Source organism: Mesorhizobium sp. RCAM 06353 (genome assembly GCF_059683585.1).
In genome coordinates this window covers 3,934,517-3,957,968 of the sequence record NZ_CM185031.1, presented here as the reverse complement: position 1 = coordinate 3,957,968, position 23,452 = coordinate 3,934,517, and the positions used below count along the sequence as shown (strand labels likewise).

The following is a 23,452-nucleotide window of genomic DNA, read 5'->3' as shown; positions in this document are numbered from 1 at the left end:
ATCAGGCCCTTTTCAGTTGCTCGGCGTGAGCACGGTGAAACCCTGTTCCTTGAAGAGCGCGCCGGCCTTGGCGGACTGCAGGCATTTTAGGAAAGCCAGCGTATCCTTGTCCTTCGAATCGGCGGTCCGGGCAACCGGATAGATGATCGGCGGATGCGAATCCTCCGGGAAGGTGCCGACCACCTTGACGCCCCTTTCGGCATGCGCGTCGGTGGCATAGACGATGCCGAGAGCGGCCTCCCCTGTTGAAACCAGCTTGAGCGCCGCGCGGACATTCTCGGCCTGCGCCACCTTGCCCTCGACCGAGGACCAGACGCCGAGCGATTCCAGGGCCGCCTTGCCGTACTTGCCGGCCGGCACCGCCTTGAAGTCACCCATGGCGAGCTTGCCGTCACCGACCAGCTTGGCGAGGTCGAAACCCTTTTCGATCTTGGTTTCGACCGTCGAATCCTTCGGCGCTACCAGGACGATCTCGTTGCCGAGCAGCTTCACCTCAGTGTCGGGCTTGGTCAGCTTCTTGTCGGAGAGATATTTCATCCAGTCGAGGTCGGCCGAGATGAAGACGTCGGCCGGCGCCCCGCCCTCGATCTGCTTGGCCAGCGCAGAACTCGCGGCATAGGAAACGGTCGCGGCCTCGCCGACATCGGCCTCGCAGGCCTTGTTCACCGCATCGAGCGCGTCCTTTAGGCTGGCCGCTGCAAACACCACGACCTTGTCGTCCGCATGTGCGGCCGGCGCTACCGCCATCAACGTCGCCGCAAAACCGCCAATGGCGATCGCCCTCAACCCGAAACCTTTGCGCATCATCGAAAACTCTCCCTGGGTTTGAAATCCGACCGGCTCGAAGCCTGCCAACCGATATATCCGCATGAACATAACAAGGGAAGACTTTTTGCCGACGCCGGCATTGTGTCTGGATGTCATCGCGGCCTACGATGAACCAGGCTGGCTACAGCGAAAGATAAAAGGATACGTCCAATGAAGATCAGCGCCCGCAATATCCTGAAAGGCACCATCGTCGAAATCGTCAAGGGAGCCACCACCTCGCATGTCAGGATCGACATTGGCGGCGCCGTCGTCACCGCCTCGATCACCAACGAGGCCGTCGCTGATCTCAAGCTTGAAAAGGGCAAGCAAGCCTATGCCGTGGTCAAGGCTTCGGATGTGATGGTCGGCATCGACTGAAGCTTGCTGCTCAGACCGCGATCGGCGCCTTGATCGAGGCATCGGCGACGTAGTTTTCCAGCCGGAAATCGTCGAAGCGGAAAGAAAACAGATCCTTCACCTCCGGGTTGATCCACATCGTCGGCAGCGCCCTTGGCGTGCGCCGCAACTGCTCGCGCGCCTGTTCGAAATGGTTGGAGTAGAGATGCGCGTCGCCCAGCGTGTGGACGAAATCGCCCGGCTTCAGCCCAGTCACCTGCGCCACCATCAGCGTCAGCAGCGCGTAGGACGCGATGTTGAACGGCACACCAAGGAAGATGTCGGCCGAACGCTGGTAGAGCTGGCAGGACAGCCGGCCTTCCGACACGTAGAACTGGAACAGGCAGTGGCAGGGCGGCAGCGCCATGGCTTCCACCTCGGCCGGATTCCAGGCCGAAACGATCAGCCGCCGCGATTGAGGATTGCGGCGTATCTCCTTGAGAAGATTCGCGATCTGGTCGATCGAACCGCCATGGCCATCCGGCCAGGAGCGCCATTGCTTGCCATAGACCGGGCCGAGGTCGCCATTCTCGTCGGCCCACTCGTCCCAGATCGTGACGCCATGGTCGGTCAGGTACTTGATGTTGGTGTCGCCGGCCAGGAACCACAGGAGTTCATGGATGATCGACTTCAGATGCAGCTTCTTGGTGGTGGTCACGGGAAAGCCGCGCGCCAAGTCGAAACGCATCTGGTAGCCGAAGACGGAGCGCGTGCCGGTACCGGTGCGGTCGCCGCGATCGGCACCGTTGTCCAGCACATGCTGCAAGAGGTCGAGATACTGGCGCATCGGTTCCGGCTCGATTCGAGGTTTCACCAATCATAGCGCATGTACGCGCTGACGCCACGCCTGTCTGAAGTCTTCCCCACACGGATAGGGAGCGGGCCTCAGAACTCGCTCTGGCGGGCCGAAAGCGCATAAAACCGCGCTAATCGGCCGCCAGAGTAGAAACTATGAGGGGTCTCAGAGGGAACCGAGTTTGCCCAGATCCTTGGCCACCAGGTAATAGAAGGTCACGCGGCCCTTGGTGTTGTCCGCGTGCATCGCCTTGCAGGTCTTCTCGATCGCCGCATCGGCTTTCGCCCCGTCGCTGACGCCGAGCTTCTTGGCCACCCAGCTCTCCTTGACGCGCTCAAGCTCCTTCGGGTCGGTGCAGGACACCAGCGAGGAATCGCGGTTTCTGAGCGCAATGCCCAGATGCTTGACGATCTTTTCGACCACGTCGGCGCTGGCGCCCGCGTCGTATTTCTTCACGTCTGCAAGATAGTCGGCCATCAAAATTCCCCTCGTCGGCGCCACGGATCCGATCGATGAGGGCTGTGGCGCGCTTTGCAATCTGTGCGCTAGGTCGGTAACTCCTCACCGCTGGCAAAGCTTGAGTTGAGACCGCGCCCAAGTCAACCCTCGGCGTCGCAATTTGACACAGGGACAAAGCACCATTGCGGCCTTTCATTTCTCACGCCGGCCCCCTATATTCGTTTCGTCGGCTCGACCGACTATGGCGATAAATGGGCGATGTAATAAGCCGTTCGGACCCGGGGGCGGTACCCGGCGCCTCCACCAAAAGCCGCTTTGACGACAGAGCGGTTTTTGCTGGGGGCGAAATAGGATCGACGAAGGTGTAAAGATCGTACTTTTGCCCGGCATGGTACCACCGTCATCGGGCTAAACCTGTAGTTGCAAACGACAACTATGCGGAAGCACGTCTCGCTGCTTAATGCAGTGCGATAGCTTCAAATCAAGTCCTAGGGGTTCGCACTTCTAGGCGGGGTTCGGAGGTACCTGGCAACAGAAACCTCCACTTCTCCCCTCCTTCAATCTGCATCATACGCAACGGCAGGCTTTTGCCGCTGGCCAGACTACGCATGGTCTCCCATCGAGGCGCGGCTGCGCTTGGTGCTGGCCGAGGCCGGATTGAGATGACAAAGGCCGGGACGAACCCGGCCTACTTCTGTGTGTTTCGTGGTGCCTACTCGGCCGGTGCCTCGACCGCTTCGCGCGAGCGGCCGAGCGTGACCTTGGCCAGCGTGAAGGAAATCACCGCGCAGAGCGTGATGCCGGCGACCATCGGCAGTGGCGTGCCGTCGAAGAACACGCCGGCGACGCCCATGGCGAGCGCGCCGATGGCGAAGTGCAGCGTGCCCATCAGCGCCGACGCCGTGCCGGCGATCTCGCCATGCTCTTCCATGGCCAGCACCGAGGTGGTCGGAATGACCAGGCCGAGGAAGCCGTAGCCGACGAACAGCAACGCCGCCATCACGTCGAGCCGGTCGACGCCTGTCGCCATGATCGCGAGCAGCACCACCATCGTCGAGGCATATCCGGTCACCGCGACGCGCACCACGCGGCGCAGCCCAAAACGCTCGGCCAGCAGCCCGGTCAGCTGCGACATGCCGATGAAGGCCACCGCATTGATCGAGAAGAACACACTGTAGACCGAAGGCGACAGCCCGTAATGGTCGATCAGGATGAAGGACGAGCTCGACAGATAGACGAAGAAGCTCGCAATGCCGAAGCCGGCGATCGCCACCAGGCCGAGGAAATTGCGGTCCCCCATCAGCAAGCGGTAACCGGCAAGTGCGGTGCCGAAGGAGGAACCGACACGCTCTTCCGCCGGCCGCGTCTCCTTGAGCGAGGTTGCGAGCAGGATGGTGGCAAGGGCTGCCGCACCGGTCACCGTCCAGAACACGGCTCGCCAGCCGAAATTCTCGATGATCTGGCTGCCGGTCAGCGGCGCCAGGATCGGCGACACCGAAAACACCAGCATCAAGAGCGACATCAGCTTGGCCGCCTCATTGCCGGTGTGCAGGTCGCGCACGATGGCGCGCGGCACAGCCATGCCGGCACTGGCACCAAGACCCTGCAGGAAGCGGAAGGCGATCAGCCACTCGATGGTAGGCGCCATTGCCGAACCGATGCCGCCGACCATGAACAGTGCAAGGCCGCCATAGAGCGGCAGCTTGCGGCCGACCATGTCGGAGATCGGCCCGACGACGATCTGGCCAAAACCCATCGACAGGAAGAAGATCAACAGGCTCATCTGCACGGCAGCGGTGCCGGCGTGCAGATCCGCGCCGATCGACGGCAGAGCGGGAAGGTACATGTCGATGGCGAACGGGCCGATGGCGGACAACAGGCCGAGCACGACCGCGATGCGGAGGAATTTGGGACTCATGATATTGGCTTCTTTCGAAATCTGGTTGCCGCCGCCAGGCGACGTCTAACCCTAGGACGTTCCATCCCATGAGACACCGACACTCAGGAGCGAATTCTACTCGTCCCCCGTGCGAAATCTCTTTATCGTATGTCCACAAATTTAGACACTCTTGTCCAAATCGTCAATCGCCTCTATATAGATTTTCATGAGAGCGAGCGTTTCTCCTGACATTTTCCCGCCACGTGGCCACGAGGCCAAGCGCCTGTCGATCGTCGACGCCGCTGCCGGCGTGTTCTGCCGCGAAGGCTTTGCCGGCGCCAATATCGATCTGATCGCCGCGGAGGCAGGCGTCTCGCGCCAGACCGTCTACAACCACCATGGCGACAAGGAAAAGCTCTTCATGGCCGTGGTGCGCGACCTCACCGAGCGCTGCAATGCCGGCATTTTCGCCACCATCGCGACTTTCCCTGACCAGCCCGGCGATCTTGAAGCGGATCTGATCGGCTTTGCCGTGCGCCTGAATCAGAACTGCATTTGCAACCGCGACGGAAAATTCCTGCGCAAGCTGATCCAGACCGAAGGCGAGCGCTATCCCGAATTGTTTGCCGAATGGCGCGAACAAGGTCCGGGCAGGACATGGCCGGCAATCGCCGCCCGCTTCGCCCGCCTCGCCTATGGCGGCTACCTCACCATCGACGACCCCGACGTCGCGGCGCGCCAGTTCCTCGGCCTGGTCAATGCCGAACTGCAGACCACCTTCATGCTCGGCGGCTCGCCGCGCGAGGACGAGGTGGTGCAGTCGGCGACGAATGGCGTGCGCACCTTCCTGCGTGCTTTCGGCAAGCGCCCTGCCCCGGGCAGCGCCAAAAAACACACTGCGCTGGCTAACGCATAACATTTGCGCTTGCCGGCAAGCCGCCTTGCCGATCAAATCGTTGGCAATAGTCCTCGCTTCGACGCGGCGGTGGGCTATATCAGGTTTACGCCGCGCTCAAGCTTGATTACAGCTATGCGGACGATTCAACGGAACCCGACCACCACATGGCCGACGACCACATCCGCTACGACATTCTGGCCCAGGAGGCGTTGCGCGGCGTCATGCGCAAGGTCCTGGCCGAGGTCGCACGCACCGGCCTCCCCGGCAACCATCATTTCTTCATCACCTTCCTGACCGGCGCCCCCGGTGTGCGGGTGTCGTCGCGCCTGCGCGAGCGCTATCCCGAGCAGATGACCATCGTCATCCAGTTCCAGTATTGGGACCTGAAGGTGACCGACACCGGCTTCGAGGTCGGCCTGTCCTTCTCCGACGTGCCGGAGAAACTGGAAATCCCGTTCTCGGCCGTGCGCGGCTTCTACGATCCCTCGGTCAATTTCGAACTCGAGTTCGACGTCAAGACCGACGCTCAGCCCGAGGAGGAACCGGCCCAGCCGGCGCCCGAGCCGCTGACCATCGTCTCCGAGAAGAAGCCGAAGGCCGAGAAGAAGGCCGCCGCCGAAGCGGAGAAAAAGCCCGCCGCAGCCGAGGCCGGCACCAAGGGCGCCGAAGTGGTTTCGCTCGACGCCTTCCGCAAGAAATAGGCTGGGCGGTCCACGCCATGGCCGACATCGTCAACCTCCGCCAGGCGCGCAAGCAGAAGGCGCGGGACGAGAAGCTGCGCGTCGCGGAACAGAACCGGGCCCTGCACGGCCGTTCCAAGGCGGACAAGCATCGCGAGCGGCTGATCGCCGACAAAGCCGAGACATTTGTCGCCGGCCATCGCCTCGACCCGTCCGGCAAGGACCAGCAGTGAGTGTCCGGCAGTGAGTGTCCGGCAGTGAGTGTCCGGCCGTGAGCGCCGTCGAGAAGCGCTCGGTGACCATTCGCGGCCATCGCACCAGCTATTCCCTCGAAAAGCCCTTCTTTGACGACCTCGTCGCCATCGCAGCGGCCAGAAAGCTGACGCTCGCCGCACTCGTGGCCGAAGTCGACGAGACGCGGCCGCGCGACACCAACCTGTCCTCGGCGCTGAGGCTGCATGTCCTGGAATGGGCGAAGCGCGGAACGGGCGTTTGATCCCCGCCGCTCCAGACCGGCTCGTCCGACTTATTTCTGCCGGCTCAGATCCTTTGGCCTTTCCGAAACGTCCAGGGAGTGAACGCTTCGAAAGGCGCAAGGGCAATCAAGAGGAAGAGCAGAGATGAAACGTCACCTGATACGCTACAAGATGAAGCCGGAACGGACCGATGAGAACGAGCGATTGATAAAGGCCGTTTTCCAGGAACTGCGCGACAAATCGCCGGACGGCGTTCGCTATATGGCATTGCGCGCCAGCGACGGGACATTCGTCCATCTGGTCGAGACGGAGACCGATGCGCATGCCGACATCATCACCGGGCTGGCGGCATTCCAGGCATTTCAGGACGGTTTCAGGGAGCGCTGCAGCGAACCTCCGCAACGCGACGAGATAACGGTGGTGGGCAGCTACCGGATGCTGGATGAGTAATCGTGGCAGGCAACGGCACGGAACGGGAGCCCTATGACCATTCCCATTCGTGGTGAGCAGCATGGGCTCTTCGAGCGCCTGTTTGGGGAATTGCGCCCCAAGCTGCACCGCTACTGCGCCCGCATGGCGGGCTCGGTCATCGACGGCGAGGATGTGCTGCAGGAGGCGCTGGCCAAGGCGGTCGAGGCCTTGCACAACGCTGGCCCGATCGCCAATCCGGAAGGCTGGCTGTTTCGGATCGCGCACAATACGGCGCTCGACTTTCTGCGCCGCCGCGCCCGCGAAAAGACCTCTGGCGATGAGGATCCGGACATGATCGTCGACCCGGTGAATCCCACCATCGATCGTCAAGCCGCTTCTGCCGGGTTGCACAGCTTCATGCGTCTTCCCGTCGCGCAGCGAAGCAGCGTCATCATGATGGATGTTCTAGGCTACTCCCTGCGGGAGATCAGCGCCACGCTCGACACCAGCATCCCCGCGGTCAAGGCTGCACTGCATCGTGGCCGCGAGCGCCTGCGCCAGATTGCCGACGAACCCGACGACCGCCCTCTGCCCAGACTGAGCACCGCCGAGCGTCTGTTGCTCAATACCTACATAGATCGCTTCAATGCCCGTGATTTCGACGCAGTGCGTGACATGCTGGCGCAAGAAGTCCGGCTGGAACTGGTGGCCAGGACACGGCTCAACGGCCGCAAGCAAGTGGCCACCTATTTCGGCAACTATTCCCGCGTACAGGATTGGCATCTCGTGCCCGGCTTCGTCGAAAACCGGCCCGCTATTCTCGTCCGCGATCCCAACGATCCGACGACGCGGCCGACCTATTTCATCCTGCTGGCCTGGCAGGACGGCAAACTTGCCGCCATCCGCGATTTTCGCCACGCCCGCTACGTCGCCGACGGCGCCGAGCTGTTTGTTCTTTGAAACGAACCGGGGCGGAAAGGCCTCGCCCTACTGCCCTACCGCTACTGCAACGACTTCATCAGATTGTCGATCGTGAACGGATTGGCCTTCGGTTTAGCGGGCGGATTGTCGTTGGCCTCCGGCTGCGGCGCACGCTCGACCTTCGGCTCGGCGGCCTTGCGTTCAGCCTCTAGTCGCGCTTTTTCCTGCGAAGCGATACGCTTCGCCTCCTCGGCCTTCTGCCGCTGTTCTTCATCGGCCTGCGCCTTGGCTGCCTCGTCGGCGGCCTGCTGCTCGGCCGCCGCCTTTGCATCAGCATCAGCCTTGGCCTTCGCATCGGCATCAGCCTTGGCTTTGGCCTCAGCATCCGCCTTGGCTTTGGCGTCCGCGTCGGCCTGAGCTTTTGCGTCGGCTTCGGCCTTTGCCTGGGCGTCAGCCTCCGCTTTCGCCTTGGCGTCCGCCTCCGCCTTCAGCCGCGCCGCCTCCTCCTGTTGACGCAGTTCCTCGGCAGCCTTGTCGCGTGCATCCTGCAGCGCTGCGTAATAGCGCACCTCGCGCCGCAGCCGCTGCTTCTCCAGCAGCGCCGCCTGCATCGCCTCGACGCGCTGCTGTTCCTTTTCCAGCGCACGCTGGGTCAGGAACTGCGCCAAAGGCTCGCTGTCGAACTGACGCTTGACGGCACCAAACGGCCCTTCGGCAGTGAAATTCATGATCGGATCAGAGCCGACCAAAGCCTCGTCGCCGGGCTTGTACGTGATCGCGCCCTTGGCGGAAACCGTGCTGGTGTTGAGATCGGCGGTGATGTCGGCGGACAAGGTCGCCGCCGGGTTTTCGAGGCTGATCGGCGGCGCCCTGAGCGTGCCGCCGGCAATCGTGAAAGCGATGTCGGCATTCCCGGCGGCAAAGCTGCCATCGGCGGCGATGGCAGGTGCGAAGCCCGCGGTCTTGGCCGCGTCGATGTCGCGGCCGATCGCATCCGCCTTCGCCAGCAAAGTGCTGAACGCATCGGGGTTGACGCCGGCGACCTGCAAACCCCTGAGCGCCGCCGTGCCGGAACCCGATAGTGCAGCGATCATCGCATCGACCGACTTGCCGCTGGTCGACAGCGTCGTCGAGAAATCGCTGATGCCGCCAATGCCGGCGTCCGGCAACACGTTTGCCAGATCGGCACCCGCCAGTTTCATCTGGCCGGTGAAAAGCCCGGTGCCGTCATTGTTCTTCAACTCGAACATGCCGGTCAGCGCACCACCAAGAAACTTTGCCTTGAGATCCGAAACGCGGATACCCTCCTGGTCGAGTTTCAATGCAAAGGACGCATCATAGGCGGTGGCGAGCGGCCCGGCAGCCAGTGCCGCCGTCGTCAGGTCGAGGTCAGCGGTGAACGGCAGGCTGGATTTCTGGCTGAACGGTGCTGCCGGCCACGCGCCGCCCTTGTCGCTCGCGCCCTTGTCGGCCCCACTCTTATCGGCAAGGAAAGCGGAATCGCCAAACAGCGCCACGGCCATTGGATCGAGGTCGAGCTCGTCGAGCGCCAGCGCGCCCGCCAGATGCGGCACGCCGTCCTTGGCGTCGATGTTGACGTCGCCGGACACGGCCGCCTCGTTGATGGCACCGCTGACATTGTCCAGCACCAGCAGGCCGTTGCCATAGTCGCCCTGTGCCGACAACGAGGTCGACATGCCGGCCCCCATGCCCGGCAGGCCGATGCCTGATGTCATCAGCCAGGGTTCGATATCGGCGGCATCGAGGTTGATCTTGCCCTTGGCGGTAGGGCCTTGCGGCGTGTCGGCGATCGTGCCTTCGAAGCCGGCCTTGAAGTCATTGCCGGCAAGGCTGAAACTTGTCGTCAGGCCACCGCCAAATGTGCCCTTGGCCGAAATATCGGTCGTTGCCTCGCCCAGCATGCCGAGCGGCAGCGCCGGCAGGCCGTAAAGCGCAAGCAGCGCCGTGGCATCGGGGTTTTTGGCGTTGAAGGTCAGTGTCACCGGCGCGTCGAGAAGCTTGTCCGGCGCTCCCTTCCCCGAAAGCGAGGCGGAAAAGGCCGAGCCGCCAGCCTTGCCCTGTCCGCTCACCGCTAGGCCCGTCGTGCCGTCGCCATTGTCGGCGGCGCTCGCCACAAGGTCGACGCGTGCGTCCTGGAACAGGTCTGGATAGGCCGCTGCTCGGCTCGCCAGCCCTTTCAGCACGCCATTGTCTGGATAATGCTGTGCGGCAACGTCGATCAGCGGCTTCAGGTCGACGGCGACAATTGATGCATCGAGCTTGCCGGTGGGGCTCGCTGGAAAATCCTTGATCCGCCCCGTGGCGCTGATCGAGGCGCCGGCCAGCCCGCCAACCGAGAGCCGGTCGACTTCGAGCAAGCCGTCGCGCAACCTGAGCGCCGTGTCGATAGTATCGGCGGTGAGCCCGCCGGCGCTGACAGGCCCGGCCTTGATCTGGAAATCGAGGTCGCTGTTGGCAAAACGGTTGGCGCCCTTGTCGCTGACGAAGATCGAGGCGAAGGCCGCCAGCCCGTCGACATCGAGTTCGCCGCCCTCGAGCCGCATCAGCACCGAGGGCTTTGCATCGTCAGGCTGGCTGGAATCGATACGGCCGGAAAACTTCGCCTTGCCCAGGATCAATTCGAGATCACTGAAGGCCTGGTGGTTTTCCGAAAGGTCGACCTTGGCTTTGAAGCCGGCGGCGGGCAGACGGCGGATCGCCTCGTCGACATCCTTCGACAGCCACGCTGCGAAACCCGAAGGCTGCGCCACGGCCAACAGCAACGAGCCGGTAAAGCCGAAATGGCTCTGCACGTTGAGCACCAGCATGCCGCTTGCTTCCAGCGTGGTGCGGCCCGGCAGCGTCGCGGCGAGCGATTTCACCGACCAGCCACCGTCGACCGGCTCGGCCGAGAGATGCACGTCACGCACCGTGGTATCGCCGGCCACCACCGCCGGCAGCTTGACCTCGACGGTGCCGGGAATGGTCGGCTTCGGCAGATCGAGCAACGCCTGCTCCAGCCCCGCAATACGCTGATCCAGTGTCAGGCCGGCGCCGGCCGCCGCCCCCACCGCCTCGTCCAACTGCACCTGCGCGCCATTGGCTTCGATGGCGAAGTTCGGCTTCAGCCCGAGATCGACAGAGGCCTTGCCGTCGGCGGTGTAGGGATTGTCCAGCGGTCCGGTCTCGAAACGGAATTCGTCGACGCCAAGCTTCTGGTGGTCGAGCGAGAACTTGCCGTTCAGGCGGAAGCCCGGATCGGGTTTGCCGGCGCTGACCTTCACCGTCTCGCCGTCGGTGCCGCGCAGCTCGGCGCTGTTCTTGTCGGCGCCGGAAATCTTGAACTGGCCGGAATAGATGGCGGCACCGTTGACGATGCCGGCATTGCCGTCGGTCTCGATGACCAGCGGATAGGCATCGGGATCGGCCTTCAGCCGAAGCCGCATCTGGCCGTTGCCTTCGGCCTTGCCGGTCGACGCCGCGACCGTGGTGCGCAAACCGTCCAGTCGCAACGTGCCGTCCATGCGCCAGGGGCCGGCCAGCGACTTGGCCGAAATGGTCGAGTTGATCTCGGAAAAGATATGGCTGCGTCCGCCGGCGGCATGGCGCAGTTCGATCTGCCCTTCCGTCACCGTCAGCTTCTCGATCGAGATCTGGTTGAGGTCGAAGGGCGAGGATGGCCGCATCGCCCAGTCGACGGTTCCGTCATTGGCAATGTCGATCGTCGCCTTCGGCCGCACCAGCCGCATGTCGAAGATCAGCACTTCACCGCGCAGGAAGGGCGCGAGTTCCGCATCCATCGAAAACGTCTCGACGGTCATGGCCGGCTGGCCGTTGGGGCCACCGGCGACGGCAACGTTGGAAAAGGTCACGGAAGGAAACGGCAACAGCCTTGCCGTGGCATCGCCCTGCACCGTCACCTTGCGACCAAGGATGGCGCTCGCCTCGCGCTCGAATTCGGCGCGGTAGCCGGTCCAGTCGACAAAATACGGCACCACCAGCGCCGCGCACAGCACCAGCACAAACAGGCCACCAAAGATCACGAACAGGCGTGCGAGCATCAGCTCCGAACAGGTTGATTGAAATTCTGCCGCACTCTACCCGCATCCGCGTGTCGATAAAGAGGCAATTCATCCAGTATTGCCTCATCCCCGGCGATCTGAAACAAATCCGGCAAAAGCGGAGATTCTCGAATGTCGGGCAAGAACTGGGATCGCGTGCCGATCGACGCGCAGAGCGTCGATGCGCCGCTTTCACAATCGGCGATTTTCCTCGTCGTCACGGTCGCCGCGGAACAGGCGGCCCTGGCCAAGGTCTGCTCCGTGCTCGGCGAACTTGACGATCTGGTCAAGAATGTCGGGTTCCGCGACCTTGGCGGCCGCCTGTCTTGCATCGCCGGCATCGGCCGCGATCTCTGGGACCGTCTCAGCCCCGGCCGGCGGCCGCTGGAGCTGAAACCCTTCGCGCCGATCAAGGGAGCGGTCCATTCGGCGCCATCGACACCGGGCGACCTTCTCTTCCACATCCGGGCAGAACGGCCCGATATGTGCTTCGAGTTCGAACGTATCCTGCTCGACCGGCTCGGTCCCGGTGTAACCGTCGTCGACGAAGTGACGGGCTTTCGCTATTTCGATGCCCGTGACCTGCTCGGTTTTGTCGACGGCACCGCCAATCCGACCGGCCTCGACCTGCCGGCTTCAGCGCTCGTCGGCGACGAGGATGCCGACTTTGCCGGCGGCAGCTACGTCGTCGTCCAGAAATATCTGCACGATATGCAGGCCTGGGCGCGCATTCCGACGCCCGAGCAGGAGGCGATCATCGGCCGCACCAAGATCGACAACATCGAAATCGACGATGACGACGCGCCGCGCAAATCGCACAAGTCGCTGGCCACCATCGAGGATGCCGACGGCAACGAATACGACATTTTGCGCGACAACATGCCGTTCGGCAGGCCCGGGCAGAATGAGTTCGGCACCTACTTCATCGGCTATTCCAGGTATCTCTGGGTCACCGAAAAGATGCTGCAGCGCATGTATGTCGGCGACCCGCCGGGCGCCTACGACCGGCTGCTCGATGTCTCGACGCCGCAGACCGGCACGACATTCTTCGCGCCGACGCGTCCCATGCTGCAGGCCCTCGTCGAGGGCGCGTAGCAGCCTCCCGCCGGGCGGTAAGGCGGCAGGCTGAAAGTGATTAACGTCGCCAAAGTTTGTCGAGAAAGCGGTGCGGTTTGACTTGCTGCGTTGGGAGACTGTGTCCGACAGCCTCCATCAGCACGGTCAAAACCGCTCCCTTGTGAAGGCTTGTCGAGAAACTCTCGGCAATGAACTCCAACGTTGAATCGTGGAACGTCAGGATGAAATGCCGATAGTCTGAAAACAGTTCAGGCGTATGGGACGAGTGAACTCGATTTGCCTTTTCAAAAGACGCGATCCACGACGAGTTGCGGACTTCGAATGCGCCGTAAGGCCGCAAGCCCAGTGCATAAAGACGGTGGCCGCTGATGGCTTCGTCATTCGGCGGGCCGAATTGAAATGCCAGATAAGGGTCTGCCGTCAGGATGGCGATGGACTGGTTGCCTGTTTCCGGCGAAATCGAGCGCGGATTCGTGCCATCGAAGGACGGGTCAGGAGCATTGGCGACGTAGGCGACAAGCAACCTGCCTTCATCCGCAAACAGATGAGGCAGTGGCGCGCCAGCGGACGACGGCGGCACCTCGATCGGTACCAGAGTCTCGGCAGCCGACATCTAATGGCCCTCGCCCGGCAATATCTTGCCCGGGTTCATGATGTTTTGCGGGTCGAGCGCCTGCTTGATGGTGCGCATGATATCGACGCCGTGGCCGAGTTCGCTGCGCAGGAAGCCGACCTTGCCCTGGCCGATGCCGTGCTCGCCGGTGCAGGTGCCGTCCATGGCGATCGCCCGCATGTTGAGCCGCGCGACGAACTTCTCAGACAGCGCGATCTCCTTGGGATCATTGACATCCATCAGCACCAGCACGTGGAAATTGCCGTCGCCGGCATGGCCGACGATCGGCGCGATCAGTCCCATTTCGGCGATATCGGCCTCTGTTTCCATGACGCATTCGGCAAAGCGCGAGATCGGCACGCAGACATCGGTCGACAGGCCCTTGGCGCCGGGCCGCAGTGTCAGCGACGACCAATAGGCGTCGTGCCTGGCCTTCCACAGTTTGGTGCGCTCCTCGGCGACGCTGGTCCACAGGAACGGCCCGCCGCCATTTTCCTCGGCGATCATGCCAAAAGTCTCGGCCTGCTCGGCCACGCCCGCGTCGCTGCCGTGGAACTCGACGAACAGGCACGGGCTTTCGGGATAGTCGAGTTTGGAATAAGTCTTCATCGCCCGCATCTGCAGCGCGTTGACCAGTTCGATGCGCGCCACGGGAATGCCCATCTGGATCGTCGCGATGACGGCGTTGCAGGCCGCCTCGACACTCGGGAACGGACAGACGCCGCCGGAGATCGCCTGTGGAATGCCTTGCAGCTTCAGCGTCAGCGCGGTGATGATGCCGAGCGTGCCTTCCGAGCCGACCAGCAGCCGCGTCAAATCATAGCCGGCCGAGCTCTTCTTCGCCCGCTTGCCGGTCGTTACCGTCTCGCCATCGGCCATGACGGCGGTCAGCGACAGCACATTCTCGCGCATCGTGCCGTAGCGGACGGCGTTGGTGCCGGAGGCCCGCGTCGCCGCCATGCCGCCGAGCGAGGCATTGGCGCCGGGATCGATCGGAAAGAACAGGCCGGTGTCGCGCAGATGCCGGTTCAGATCCTCGCGGGTCACGCCTGGCTCGACCGTGCAGTCGAGATCCTGCGGATTGACCGCAAGGATACGGTTCATGCGCGAGGTGTCGACCGAGATGCCGCCGCCCGGTGCGTTGGTGTGCCCTTCCAGCGACGAGCCGACGCCAAAGGCGATCACCGGCACGCGATGCGCCGCACAGGCGCGCACGATCTCCTGCACCTCTTCAGTCGTTTCCGGGAAAGCCACGCCATCAGGCGCCTGCGTCGGAATGTAGGTGGTGGTATGCGCGTGCTGCGCGCGGATGGCCTGGCCGGTCTGGAAGCGTTCGCCGAGCTGTTGCTTGAGGATGCCGAGCACCGCGGCGATGCCTTCCTCGTTGCGTTCGACCGGATTGAGGTCGCTCAGAGCCATGGTTTCCTCCGCGAATGGACCAGCGCCCACGCTTGTTATGGGGCTATGGATGCCTAAAGCATTTCCGGGAAAAGTGTGAAGCGGTTTTCCCACAGGAATTGCGTCAGACCAAAAAGCCTTACCCACCACGCTCTGTCCAGCGCCAGAACAAGGAAGTTTCGATGTCCATCCCCGCCCCCTTCGTCTCCAAGCCCATGGACATCGAGAAGGACTGGATCGATTACAACGGCCATCTCAACATGGCCTATTACAACGTGCTGTTCGACCGCTGCTCGGACGAGGCCTTCGAGGCGATGGGCATGGGGCTGGACTATGTGAAGGGACGGCGCCTCACCATCTACACCGCCGAGGTCCATGTCTGCTACGTGCAGGAACTGCATCTTGACCATAAGGTCACGGTCTCCTTCCAGCTCATCGACCATGACGCGAAGCGGCTCAGGGCCTATCAGGAAATCCGCCATGTCGACGGCTGGCTCGCCGCCACCTCCGAGACGCTGTCACTGCATGTCGACATGTCGGGGCCGAAGGTCGCGCCCTTCCCCGCCGATGTGCTGGCCAAAATCGAGACCATGCGCGCGGCGCATTCGGTGCTGCCGATGCCGGAGCGTGCCGGTCGCTCGATCGGCATCAAACGCAAATAGAGCGGCGACCGAACCTCAAAGCCACACCGGCCATCCAAAATCGCAGAACCCTCAAATCGGCTGGCACCCGTTCTTGAAGCGGCCTGGCACCCACGTTAACCTTACCGAGGTTTTAACGGGAACAAGCCAATTGAGCCGTTGAACGACTCAGCGGAGCGGCAGAAAAGGTCCGCACAGGGTTGTTATACGGGCGGCAGGGCGAAGCCGGTTCGAGGAACGTGCATGAAAACCGACATCAAGGTCGAGGTGGACAGGCTGGCCGCTGATCCGCGCATCACTGATTATGATTTCTGGCGTTCTCTCAAGAACGTCGACAACGAGATCTTTCACATCGCCAACAACAACGAGCCGATCCCGTTCGACATGATCCGCTGGCGCAGCATTTTGAAGCGCGCCCGCCTGAAGCGCGGCCACGCCTGACGCTGGCTTGGGGAAATCGGGTAGACCAACCAAACCGCGCCGTTTCACGGCAATCGCTTTACCGCCGCCAGCGGCGAGCGTGCGACCACGGGTGACGACTGGATGATGGCCGTGTTGGTCATCGCATAAGGAATAATCCGGTCAATCACCCGTTCGAGCTCGGTCACCGACCCGACATGCACCAGCGCGATGAAGCAATCCTCGCCGGTCACCCTGTCGCATTGCGCGATTTCCGGCAGCTCGCGGATGATCTCGGCCACGACGGCCAGTTGCCCCGGCACTGGCCGAATGCGCAGCCACGCCGACAGCTTCAGGCCAAGTGCGGCGGGATTGATCCTGACAGAGTAGGCTTCGATGACGCCGTTCTCCTGCAGCCGCTTGATGCGCTCGGCGACGCTTGGCGCCGACAGACCGACCGAGCGCGCCAGCTCCGCCGTGCTGGTGCGTGCGTCCTTTTCCAGTAGGCGCAGGATCTTCATGTCGGCCGCGTCGAGATCGATATTTTCAGTTCGAAGGCGCTTCACTGAAAACTCCTTGCTTTAGGATAGAGATGATAAAAACAGCCGATCATCATCCATATATCCAGCAGAAACTGCCTGCGATACTGATCCGATGGACGATCAAACGCAACTTCCCGGAGCAGGCCCTGTCCTTGTTGTCCCCGCCTCCGCCGGCCCTGGCCTGGGCAAGCTGGCAACAAAATTGCCGCCGCATGTCTGGTTCGGCGTCAGCGCCATCTTCCACTATCTCGGGCCGGCTTTCGCCGTGCTGCTGTTCCCGCATGTCGGCGTGCTCGGCATGGCGTGGCTGCGCATCGCCACCGCCGCGCTGATCTTCGCGCCGCTGACCCGTCCGTGGCAAACCTTTGCCCGCGCTGATCGCTCGACCCGGCTCCTCCTCGTCGCTTTGGGCGCCTGCCTGGCGGTGATGAACTGTTCCTTCTATCTCGCGCTCGACCGCTTGCCGATCTCGCTGGTGGCGGCAATCGAGTTCGTCGGCACCATCGGCGTCGCGGTGATCGGGCTCCGGAGCCCGCGCAACCTCGCTGCCCTTGCCGTGGCTGTCGCCGGCACCTTGCTGCTGATCGACGTGAAATGGTCCAGCGATCCCGTCGGGCTATTCTGGGCCTTCCTCAATGGCGCGCTCTTTGTCGGCTACATCGTGCTCGGCCACCGCGTCGCCCGTGCCGGCGCCGGCGACGGCATCGCCGGCCTCGGTGCCGCCATGGCGGTCGCCTTCATCGTCGTGCTGCCGATCGGCTTCACTGATGCGCTGCCCGCCTTTTTCTCACCGCCACTGCTCGCCGCCGCCATCGGCGTCGGCATCTGCTCGTCGGTCATTCCGTATGTCTGCGACCAGCTTGCCATGTCGCGGCTGCCGCGCTCCAGTTTCGCGCTGATGCTGTCACTGCTGCCGGTCACCGCAACGCTGATCGGCGTCATCGTGCTGCGCCAGATTCCAAGCCTCAGTGATTGCCAGGGGATCGCGCTGGTGGTCGTCGGCGTTGCCTTCCACAAGCCGACGCCGAAAAGTTAGATGCCAGGAAAACCTTTATTATCAACTGGTTGCAGAAGAACCGAGTCGGTTCCCGATTCCGCCAGACTGCGACAACACGTCCAGGATTGAACCAATTCCTCACTTGAGCCGTTGACCCCCACGAAAACGGCTTGGAGTGACACAATGGACTGGAAACGGACCAGGGAGCCTGCCGACGCCTGGCACATGACGGACGACCTTCATGCCGAGCATGGCAAGGGCGACCCGTTCGCGGCGGCCATCCGCGCCACCCGCATGTCGATGATCATCACCGACCCCAGGCAGGCCGACAACCCGATCGTCTTTGCCAATGACGCCTTTCTGCGGCTGTCCGGCTATGAGCGCGACGAGGTCATGGGCAAGAACTGCCGCATTTTGCAGGGGCCGAAGACCGACAAGGCCGCCATTGCGGAGATACGCGCTGCGATCGAGGACAAAGCCGATGTCAGCGTCGACATTCTGAACTATCGCAAGGACGGTTCGACCTTCTGGAACGCGCTCTACATCAGCCCTGTCTCCAACGATAAAGGCGAGGTGCAGTTCTTTTTCGCCTCGCAACTCGATGTCTCCGACCGCAAGCGCTCGGAGCATCGCATCACCGCCGACAAGGACCGCTTCGAGAAGGCGGTGAAGGAGCGCACCGCGGAACTGGAAGCAGCGCTGGAGGCGCAGACCACCTTGCTGCACGAGGTCGATCATCGGGTGAAAAACAATCTGCAGATGATCTCGTCCCTGATCATCATGCAGCGCCGGACTATAAAGGATGAAGCGACCAGGCATTCGCTGACCACCATGCTGGAGCGCATCGAGGCGCTGAGCACCGTACATCGCCGTCTCTACCAGTCGAAGGATGTCAGCCGGTTCGACGTCTCGGATTTCGCCAAGGATCTGGTGACCGATCTGCTGACGGCGTCAGGGCGCTCCGGGATCAAGTCGAAACTCGAGCTCGAACCCATTGTGATTTCAGCGGAAAAGGCGACGCCTGTCGCGCTGATGGTCAATGAACTCGTCACCAATGCTTTGAAGCACGCTTTCAAGGAAGGACCGGACGGGACCACGGCCGGCCGCATCGGCATCAAGATGAGCCAGCCCGACGGGCACTTCAACATCGAGGTATCAGACGATGGTGTCGGCATGGCCGATGCAAGTGGCGATACGTCTTTCGGCATGCGGCTGATCAAGTCGCTCGCCCGCCAATTGCAAGCCGATATCGAATGGCGCGACGCCGGGCCCGGAACCAAGGTCGTGATCTCGATGCCGAACGAACCGCAGCAAAAAGGGAATGTGTCATGATTGAACCGCTCAAGGTCCTGATCGTCGAGGACGAAGCGCTGCTGGCCATGGAACTGGAAAGCCTTGTCGAAGAGGCCGGCCATAAGGTCGTCGGCTGGGCGACATCCTCGTCGGAAGCAAAGGGCATGGTTGAGTCCACGGATGCCGACATCGCCTTTGTCGACATCCACCTCACCGACGGCCCGACTGGTGTCGAGGTGGCCGAATATATCGGCCAGAAGAAGAACTCGATGGTGGTGTTCATGACCGCCAATCCGAAGCGCATTCCCGATCATTTCGCCGGCGCGATCGGCGTCATCGCCAAGCCCTACACGATGAACGGGCTGACGTCGGCGTTGCGATACCTGCAGGAGGGCGTGCGCCGCCCGCCGCCCGTTTCCACACGGCCGGCCGGCTTCACCTTGTCGCCGGCCTTCGAAACTGTCTGGGCGCCGTCAGTCGCCTGACGGACTATTTCAGCTTCTCCTTCAGGAACGCGATCGTCCTGCCCCAGGCGAGATCGGCGGCCTTCTTGTCGTAACGCGCCGCCGACGTATCATTGTTGAAGGCATGGTTGGCGCCTTCATAGACATAGACCGTGTACTCGACATGCGCGGCGTCGAGCTCCCTCTTGAAGGCGTCGATGCCGGCATTGGTGCGATCGTCGAGGCCGGCATAGTGCAGCAGCAGCGCGGCCTTGATCTTCGACGCGTCGGCGGCGTTCGGCTGCATGCCGTAATAGGCGACGCTGGCGGCGAGATCGGGCGCATTGACGGCCAGCATGTTGGCCGTGCTGCCACCCCAGCAGAAGCCGATGGCGCCGACCTTGCCGTTGCCGTCCTTGTCGGCCTTGAGGAAGGCGACGGTCGCAACGGCGTTGGCGACTGTCTGCGCCGCGTCGAGTTTGGTGAACATGTCGCGCGCCTTGTCCTCGTCGGCGGGCGTGCCGCCGAGCGGCGACAGGAAATCCGGCGCAAGCGCCACGAACCCCTCCAGCGCCACGCGCCTGGCGACATCGCGTATATGTGGGTTAAGCCCCCTGTTTTCATGGATGACGATGACGGTGCCGAGTTTGCTCGTCTGGTTCGCCGGTTTGACCAGATAGCCCTTCATCTCGCCGCCGCTACCGGGATAGCTGATGTCCTCGCCTTTCACGCGGGCATCGTTTTCGGCGACGATCGCCGCCTGGGCGGAATTCGCCGCCAGCATTGGCGCAATCGCCGCCGCCGCCGCACCCGATCCGGCAAGCCTGGTCAGCTGTTCCATGAAGCGGCGGCGGTCGAGCGTCAGATGCGTGTATTCGTCATAGGCATCGATCATCGCCTGGGTGATCGCAGGCTTGGTGTTGACGTCGGTCATGGCGCGCTCCTTCGGTCTCGGGATATGCGCAAGATAGGAGCGCGAGTCGCCCCGTCCAGTCACGAATGACTGAGACGTCGATCCGGTATTTTCATCGCGAGCGCATGAAACCGGTCGCCGCGTCGATGAACGCGCGCAGCTTCGGTTGCGCCTGGCTGCGGGTCGGGAAATACAGAAACAGGCCGGGTTTGGTCGGCAAATAGGGCTGGAGCACCGGCTCGAGCGCACCGGATGCCAGCTCGGCGGCGGCAACTCTATCGGCGGAGTAACAGAGGCCGACGCCTCTTGTGGCCAGTTCGATCATGCTGATGTGATCGTTGACCACAATGCCGCCGGGCGCATCGAGCGAGAATTCACGGCCGTCGCGCGCGAACTGCCAGCGGTAGATTGTTCGCGCGGTCGGAAACCGGTAGCGGATACATTCGTGGCGCATCAGGTCTTCGGGTGCTTGCGGCCGTCCACGCGTGGCGAAATAGGACGGCGCGCCAAGCACCGACCAGGCAAAGTCCGGTGTGATCCTGACGGCGATCATGTCTTGCTCGATGAATTCGCCAATGCGGATGCCGGCATCATAGCCGCCCGCCATCAGGTCGACCGAGGCATCGTCGACGTCGATGTCGATGGTAATGTCGGGAAAGGCGTGGCGAAAGCCGGGCAGCAGCCGATAGAGCACCAGGTCCAGCGCAATGCGCGGCACCGAGAGCTTGAGGTTTCCCATCGGGCGCTGGCTGAGAACCGACAGCGCGTCGAAGGCGTCGCCGATCTCGTCGGAGGCCGGCTTCAACCGCGCCAGAAAATCCCTCCCCGCTTCCGTCAGCGCCACGCGCCGTGTCGTGCGCTGGAACAGCGGCATGCCGGCGCGAACCTCGAGCGTACGGACCGCCTGGCTGACCGCCGCGGGCGTCACGCCAAGTTCGGCCGCCGCGGCCCGGAAGCTTGCATTCGCGGCAACCGCGAGGAACTCGGACAGGCCGGTGAAAACGTCGGTACGGGCCATGCTGCTCTCTAGATTATATAGATGATGTTTATTACCTATACCGATTTCACCAATTTTTCCAGCCAATTGATTCCGATAGCTTGCCTCCATCGACAGCGTTCGAAAAGGAGACGACCGATGAAGTTCATCGAGCAAATGGTGAGCCGCTATGTCGCCATGTGGCATGAAACCGACGCCGCCGTTCGGCGCCAAACGATCTCCGAGCTGTGGGCTCCGGAAGGCGCGAACTATCTGACGTCGGCCGCCTATCATGGTCATGCCGAAATCGAGGCGCGCGTGACCGCTTCACACGAGAAAAATGTCGTCCAGGGGCGCAACCGGTTTCGCGCAAGGCCGGGCGTTCAGGTCGTGCAGAACGGTGTCTTGCTGACCTGGGAAATGCTGCCGCGGGACTCCGATACGGTGCTTGCTGTCGGCCATGAGTTCTTCGTCCTGGACGATCAAGGCCGCATTCTTTCCGACCACCAGTTCATCGTGTCGTAGATCACACCGTCAACAGCCGGGCGGCTGCTCTAACTCCCGACAGGAAAACACCATGAAAACCTACCGTGCCAATCTCGGCGGCGGCATTGACGGCATCGTCATGCACGACGAGCCGATCCCCACGCCCGGCCCGCACCAGATACTGGTCGCCGTGCGCGCCGTCTCGCTCAACGCCCGCGAACTGTCGATCCTGCAGGGCTACTATCCGCTGCCGGTCAAGCCCGATCTCACCCCTGTTTCCGACGGTGCCGGCGAAGTCGTCGCCATCGGCGACGGCGTCACCCGCGTCAAGGTCGGCGACAGGGTTGCCGCCGCCATCTTCCCGCGCTGGATCGACGGGCCGTTCGGCTGGGATTTTGCCGCACAGCTCGGCGGGTCGCTCGACGGCATGCTGAACGAATACGCCCTGTTGCCCGAGGATGCCGCCGTGCACATACCGCCGCATCTGTCGTTCGAGGAGGCTGCCACCTTGCCTTGCGCGGCCGTCACAGCCTGGAACGCGATCTCGGGTGGCGCACCGTTATTGCCAGGTCAGACCGTGCTGACTCAAGGGTCGGGCGGCGTGTCGCTGTTTGCGCTGCAGCTGGCCAAGCTGTTCGGCGCCCGCGTCATCGCCACCACGTCCAGCGACAGCAAGGCAGAGCGCCTGCTGGACCTTGGCGCAGATGCGGTGGTCGACTACCGCAAGACCCCGGACTGGCGTGCCAAGGTGCGCGAACTGAACGGCGGCCGCGGTGTCGACGTGATTGTCGAGGTCGGCGGCGCCGTAACCATGGAGCAATCCTTGAAGGCCGTGGCGTTCAGCGGCCAGATCAGCCAGGTCGGCTGGCTGGACAAGAGCACCTCGTCGATCAGCATCGCCGCCCTCTCCGCCACCGTCACCACCGTCAGGCGCATTGCCGTCGGCAGCCGCGCCCAGTTTCTCGCCATGAACAATGCCATCGCCATGCACGGGCTCAAGCCGGTCATCGACAGCGTCTTCCCGTTCGAAGATGCGTTAGCGGCTTTCCGCCATTACGCGCGTGGCAATAGTTTCGGCAAGATCGTCATTCGCCACGATCGAGAGGCTAGCCGGAGCGTCATCACATTCTTGTCATCGACGACAAATCCTGGTGTCGCTGCCACAATAGTAGGGGAAACTGACCATCCGGTCGCCCCATGGCGCGGCCACGGTCCTGAAAGGCCGATCTGAGCCTGAACGGCCGATCTGAAAAGGAAAACGCCGATGATCATGCCTTCGCCGATCCTGGCAACCGCCTTCATGGTTGCCGCGGCCGCCATTCTGGCGATGCGCGCGACTGTTGTCGCGGCGAGCCGGAAGTCCATGGTCAAGGTCCGCAGCCGCCAGCGCCATCCGGTAGGCACGAAAACCCAAGGTTGAGGTGAGATCATGAACGTCCAGGATATCGTCAATACCGTCAGCCAAAAGGCGGGCCTCGACCAGGCGACGACGGAAAAGGTCGTCGGCACCATTTTCTCGGTTCTGGAGCATGAGGCCGAAGGCACCAGCGCCTCGTCGTTTTTCGCCAAGATTCCCGGCGCCGACGAGCTTGCGCACCAGTATGACGTCATGGCCGCAGCCCCGGCCGGTGGCGGTGGCGGCTTCCTGTCTTCGCTGCAGGGCGCGCTTGGCGGCGTTCTCGGCGAGAAGGCCGGCGCGCTGGTCAATGGCCTTGCCGCGCTCAAGGCATCCGGGCTCGACATTGCGCAGATTCAGAAGGCCGGCGAGGCTCTGGTCCAGCAGGCTGAAGCAGCCGCCGGTCCCGATTTGACCAATCAGGTGCTGGGATCGGTGCCCAGCCTGAAGAGCCATCTGGGCCTCGGCTAGCGCCGAAACTGTTTTCGGCGAGC

Annotated in this window: 27 protein-coding genes and 1 other RNA gene; 18 read left to right on the top strand and 10 right to left on the bottom strand. The window is 62.7% G+C overall.

All coding sequences use genetic code 11. From position 1 onward, the window contains the following. Positions 1–12: 12 nt before the first annotated feature. Positions 13–807, bottom strand: a complete 795-nt coding sequence (gene modA / locus AC56QX_RS19080; RefSeq protein ID WP_497110004.1) for a molybdate ABC transporter substrate-binding protein — start codon at positions 805–807, stop codon at positions 13–15. 171 nt (positions 808–978) lie between these two features. On the opposite strand from modA, the gene AC56QX_RS19075 reads away from it, so the two are divergent. Continuing rightward, complete coding sequence (locus AC56QX_RS19075) at positions 979–1,185, top strand: TOBE domain-containing protein (RefSeq protein ID WP_477439602.1); 207 nt, start codon at positions 979–981, stop codon at positions 1,183–1,185. A 10-nt stretch (positions 1,186–1,195) separates the two neighbouring features. On the opposite strand, the gene AC56QX_RS19070 is transcribed toward AC56QX_RS19075, so the two are convergent. Both AC56QX_RS19070 and AC56QX_RS19065 read right to left on the bottom strand, forming a co-directional pair. Continuing rightward, the gene (locus tag AC56QX_RS19070; RefSeq protein ID WP_497117805.1) at positions 1,196–1,990 is read right to left on the bottom strand and encodes a thymidylate synthase; all 795 of its coding nucleotides are present in this window, start codon (positions 1,988–1,990) and stop codon (positions 1,196–1,198) included. A gap of 174 nt (positions 1,991–2,164) precedes the next feature. Beyond that, positions 2,165–2,476, bottom strand: a complete 312-nt coding sequence (locus tag AC56QX_RS19065) for a DUF2853 family protein (RefSeq protein WP_497110003.1) — start codon at positions 2,474–2,476, stop codon at positions 2,165–2,167. A gap of 168 nt (positions 2,477–2,644) precedes the next feature. On the opposite strand from AC56QX_RS19065, the gene ssrA reads away from it, so the two are divergent. Continuing rightward, positions 2,645–3,004: a transfer-messenger RNA gene (ssrA, locus tag AC56QX_RS19060) on the top strand. A 166-nt stretch (positions 3,005–3,170) separates the two neighbouring features. Here ssrA and AC56QX_RS19055 read toward each other — a convergent pair. Further along, positions 3,171–4,376: a multidrug effflux MFS transporter gene (locus AC56QX_RS19055; RefSeq protein WP_497110002.1), complete on the bottom strand. Its 1,206-nt coding sequence runs from the start codon at positions 4,374–4,376 to the stop codon at positions 3,171–3,173. 187 nt (positions 4,377–4,563) lie between these two features. Between AC56QX_RS19055 and AC56QX_RS19050 the strand changes: the two genes are divergently transcribed. The 6 genes from AC56QX_RS19050 to AC56QX_RS19025 all read left to right on the top strand — a co-directional run bounded on the left by AC56QX_RS19050 (position 4,564) and on the right by AC56QX_RS19025 (position 7,762). Continuing rightward, entirely contained in the window at positions 4,564–5,253 is a 690-nt protein-coding gene (locus AC56QX_RS19050) for a TetR/AcrR family transcriptional regulator (protein WP_497110001.1), read from the top strand. A gap of 146 nt (positions 5,254–5,399) precedes the next feature. Then, on the top strand, positions 5,400–5,936 hold the full coding sequence (locus AC56QX_RS19045; RefSeq protein WP_095202208.1) for an SspB family protein: 537 nt from the start codon (positions 5,400–5,402) through the stop codon (positions 5,934–5,936). A gap of 17 nt (positions 5,937–5,953) precedes the next feature. Beyond that, complete coding sequence (locus tag AC56QX_RS19040; protein ID WP_497109999.1) at positions 5,954–6,148, top strand: DUF4169 family protein; 195 nt, start codon at positions 5,954–5,956, stop codon at positions 6,146–6,148. Between the two features lie 38 nt (positions 6,149–6,186). Then, positions 6,187–6,411, top strand: coding sequence for a ribbon-helix-helix domain-containing protein (locus tag AC56QX_RS19035; protein ID WP_497109998.1), 225 nt, complete (start codon positions 6,187–6,189; stop codon positions 6,409–6,411). 124 nt (positions 6,412–6,535) lie between these two features. Beyond that, on the top strand, positions 6,536–6,841 hold the full coding sequence (locus tag AC56QX_RS19030; RefSeq protein ID WP_497109997.1) for a hypothetical protein: 306 nt from the start codon (positions 6,536–6,538) through the stop codon (positions 6,839–6,841). Positions 6,842–6,874: 33 nt separating this feature from the next. After that, the gene (locus AC56QX_RS19025; RefSeq protein ID WP_497109996.1) at positions 6,875–7,762 is read left to right on the top strand and encodes a sigma-70 family RNA polymerase sigma factor; all 888 of its coding nucleotides are present in this window, start codon (positions 6,875–6,877) and stop codon (positions 7,760–7,762) included. A gap of 41 nt (positions 7,763–7,803) precedes the next feature. Here AC56QX_RS19025 and AC56QX_RS19020 read toward each other — a convergent pair whose 3' ends face one another. Further along, entirely contained in the window at positions 7,804–11,784 is a 3,981-nt protein-coding gene (locus AC56QX_RS19020) for an AsmA family protein (RefSeq protein ID WP_497109995.1), read from the bottom strand. Positions 11,785–11,916: 132 nt separating this feature from the next. Here AC56QX_RS19020 and AC56QX_RS19015 point away from each other — a divergent pair, with 132 nt between their 5' ends. Beyond that, a complete protein-coding gene (locus tag AC56QX_RS19015; RefSeq protein WP_497109994.1) occupies positions 11,917–12,879 on the top strand; it encodes a Dyp-type peroxidase in 963 nt (320 codons plus the stop codon). A gap of 40 nt (positions 12,880–12,919) precedes the next feature. Here the strand turns inward: AC56QX_RS19015 and AC56QX_RS19010 are convergent, their stop codons facing one another. Together AC56QX_RS19010 and AC56QX_RS19005 are read right to left on the bottom strand one after the other, a co-directional pair. After that, positions 12,920–13,474 carry a hypothetical protein gene (locus tag AC56QX_RS19010; protein ID WP_497109993.1) on the bottom strand — a complete coding sequence of 185 codons (555 nt, stop codon included), beginning with the start codon at positions 13,472–13,474 and terminating at the stop codon, positions 12,920–12,922. Further along, entirely contained in the window at positions 13,475–14,893 is a 1,419-nt protein-coding gene (locus AC56QX_RS19005; RefSeq protein ID WP_497109992.1) for an FAD-binding oxidoreductase, read from the bottom strand. A gap of 161 nt (positions 14,894–15,054) precedes the next feature. Here AC56QX_RS19005 and AC56QX_RS19000 point away from each other — a divergent pair, with 161 nt between their 5' ends. Together AC56QX_RS19000 and AC56QX_RS18995 are read left to right on the top strand one after the other, a co-directional pair. Then, the gene (locus AC56QX_RS19000; RefSeq protein ID WP_497109991.1) at positions 15,055–15,534 is read left to right on the top strand and encodes a thioesterase family protein; all 480 of its coding nucleotides are present in this window, start codon (positions 15,055–15,057) and stop codon (positions 15,532–15,534) included. A gap of 222 nt (positions 15,535–15,756) precedes the next feature. Beyond that, positions 15,757–15,954, top strand: a complete 198-nt coding sequence (locus AC56QX_RS18995) for a hypothetical protein (protein WP_013894716.1) — start codon at positions 15,757–15,759, stop codon at positions 15,952–15,954. A 44-nt stretch (positions 15,955–15,998) separates the two neighbouring features. Here AC56QX_RS18995 and AC56QX_RS18990 read toward each other — a convergent pair whose 3' ends face one another. After that, positions 15,999–16,478, bottom strand: coding sequence for an Lrp/AsnC family transcriptional regulator (locus tag AC56QX_RS18990; RefSeq protein WP_497109989.1), 480 nt, complete (start codon positions 16,476–16,478; stop codon positions 15,999–16,001). Between the two features lie 88 nt (positions 16,479–16,566). Between AC56QX_RS18990 and AC56QX_RS18985 the strand changes: the two genes are divergently transcribed. From AC56QX_RS18985 to AC56QX_RS18975, 3 genes are all read left to right on the top strand, one after another. Continuing rightward, the gene (locus AC56QX_RS18985) at positions 16,567–17,490 is read left to right on the top strand and encodes an EamA family transporter (protein ID WP_497109988.1); all 924 of its coding nucleotides are present in this window, start codon (positions 16,567–16,569) and stop codon (positions 17,488–17,490) included. Positions 17,491–17,634: 144 nt separating this feature from the next. Further along, entirely contained in the window at positions 17,635–18,783 is a 1,149-nt protein-coding gene (locus tag AC56QX_RS18980; RefSeq protein WP_497109987.1) for a sensor histidine kinase, read from the top strand. Then, positions 18,780–19,229 (top strand): response regulator, encoded by a 450-nt coding sequence (locus tag AC56QX_RS18975; RefSeq protein WP_497109986.1) that lies wholly within the window; start codon positions 18,780–18,782, stop codon positions 19,227–19,229. Before AC56QX_RS18980 ends, AC56QX_RS18975 begins: the two co-directional genes overlap by 4 nt. A gap of 4 nt (positions 19,230–19,233) precedes the next feature. On the opposite strand, the gene AC56QX_RS18970 is transcribed toward AC56QX_RS18975, so the two are convergent. Both AC56QX_RS18970 and AC56QX_RS18965 read right to left on the bottom strand, forming a co-directional pair. Further along, positions 19,234–20,121 (bottom strand): dienelactone hydrolase family protein, encoded by an 888-nt coding sequence (locus AC56QX_RS18970; protein WP_497109985.1) that lies wholly within the window; start codon positions 20,119–20,121, stop codon positions 19,234–19,236. 91 nt (positions 20,122–20,212) lie between these two features. Beyond that, entirely contained in the window at positions 20,213–21,118 is a 906-nt protein-coding gene (locus tag AC56QX_RS18965) for a LysR family transcriptional regulator (RefSeq protein WP_497109984.1), read from the bottom strand. 21 nt (positions 21,119–21,139) lie between these two features. Between AC56QX_RS18965 and AC56QX_RS18960 the strand changes: the two genes are divergently transcribed. Genes AC56QX_RS18960 through AC56QX_RS18945 form a run of 4 tightly spaced genes read left to right on the top strand, consistent with a single transcriptional unit; the run spans position 21,140 to position 23,429 of the window. Continuing rightward, entirely contained in the window at positions 21,140–21,601 is a 462-nt protein-coding gene (locus tag AC56QX_RS18960; RefSeq protein WP_497109983.1) for a hypothetical protein, read from the top strand. A gap of 52 nt (positions 21,602–21,653) precedes the next feature. Next, positions 21,654–22,793 (top strand): zinc-dependent alcohol dehydrogenase family protein, encoded by a 1,140-nt coding sequence (locus tag AC56QX_RS18955; RefSeq protein ID WP_497109981.1) that lies wholly within the window; start codon positions 21,654–21,656, stop codon positions 22,791–22,793. A gap of 33 nt (positions 22,794–22,826) precedes the next feature. Then, a complete protein-coding gene (locus tag AC56QX_RS18950) occupies positions 22,827–22,982 on the top strand; it encodes a hypothetical protein (protein ID WP_497109979.1) in 156 nt (51 codons plus the stop codon). A gap of 9 nt (positions 22,983–22,991) precedes the next feature. Then, on the top strand, positions 22,992–23,429 hold the full coding sequence (locus AC56QX_RS18945) for a hypothetical protein (protein WP_497109978.1): 438 nt from the start codon (positions 22,992–22,994) through the stop codon (positions 23,427–23,429). Positions 23,430–23,452 lie beyond the last annotated feature (23 nt).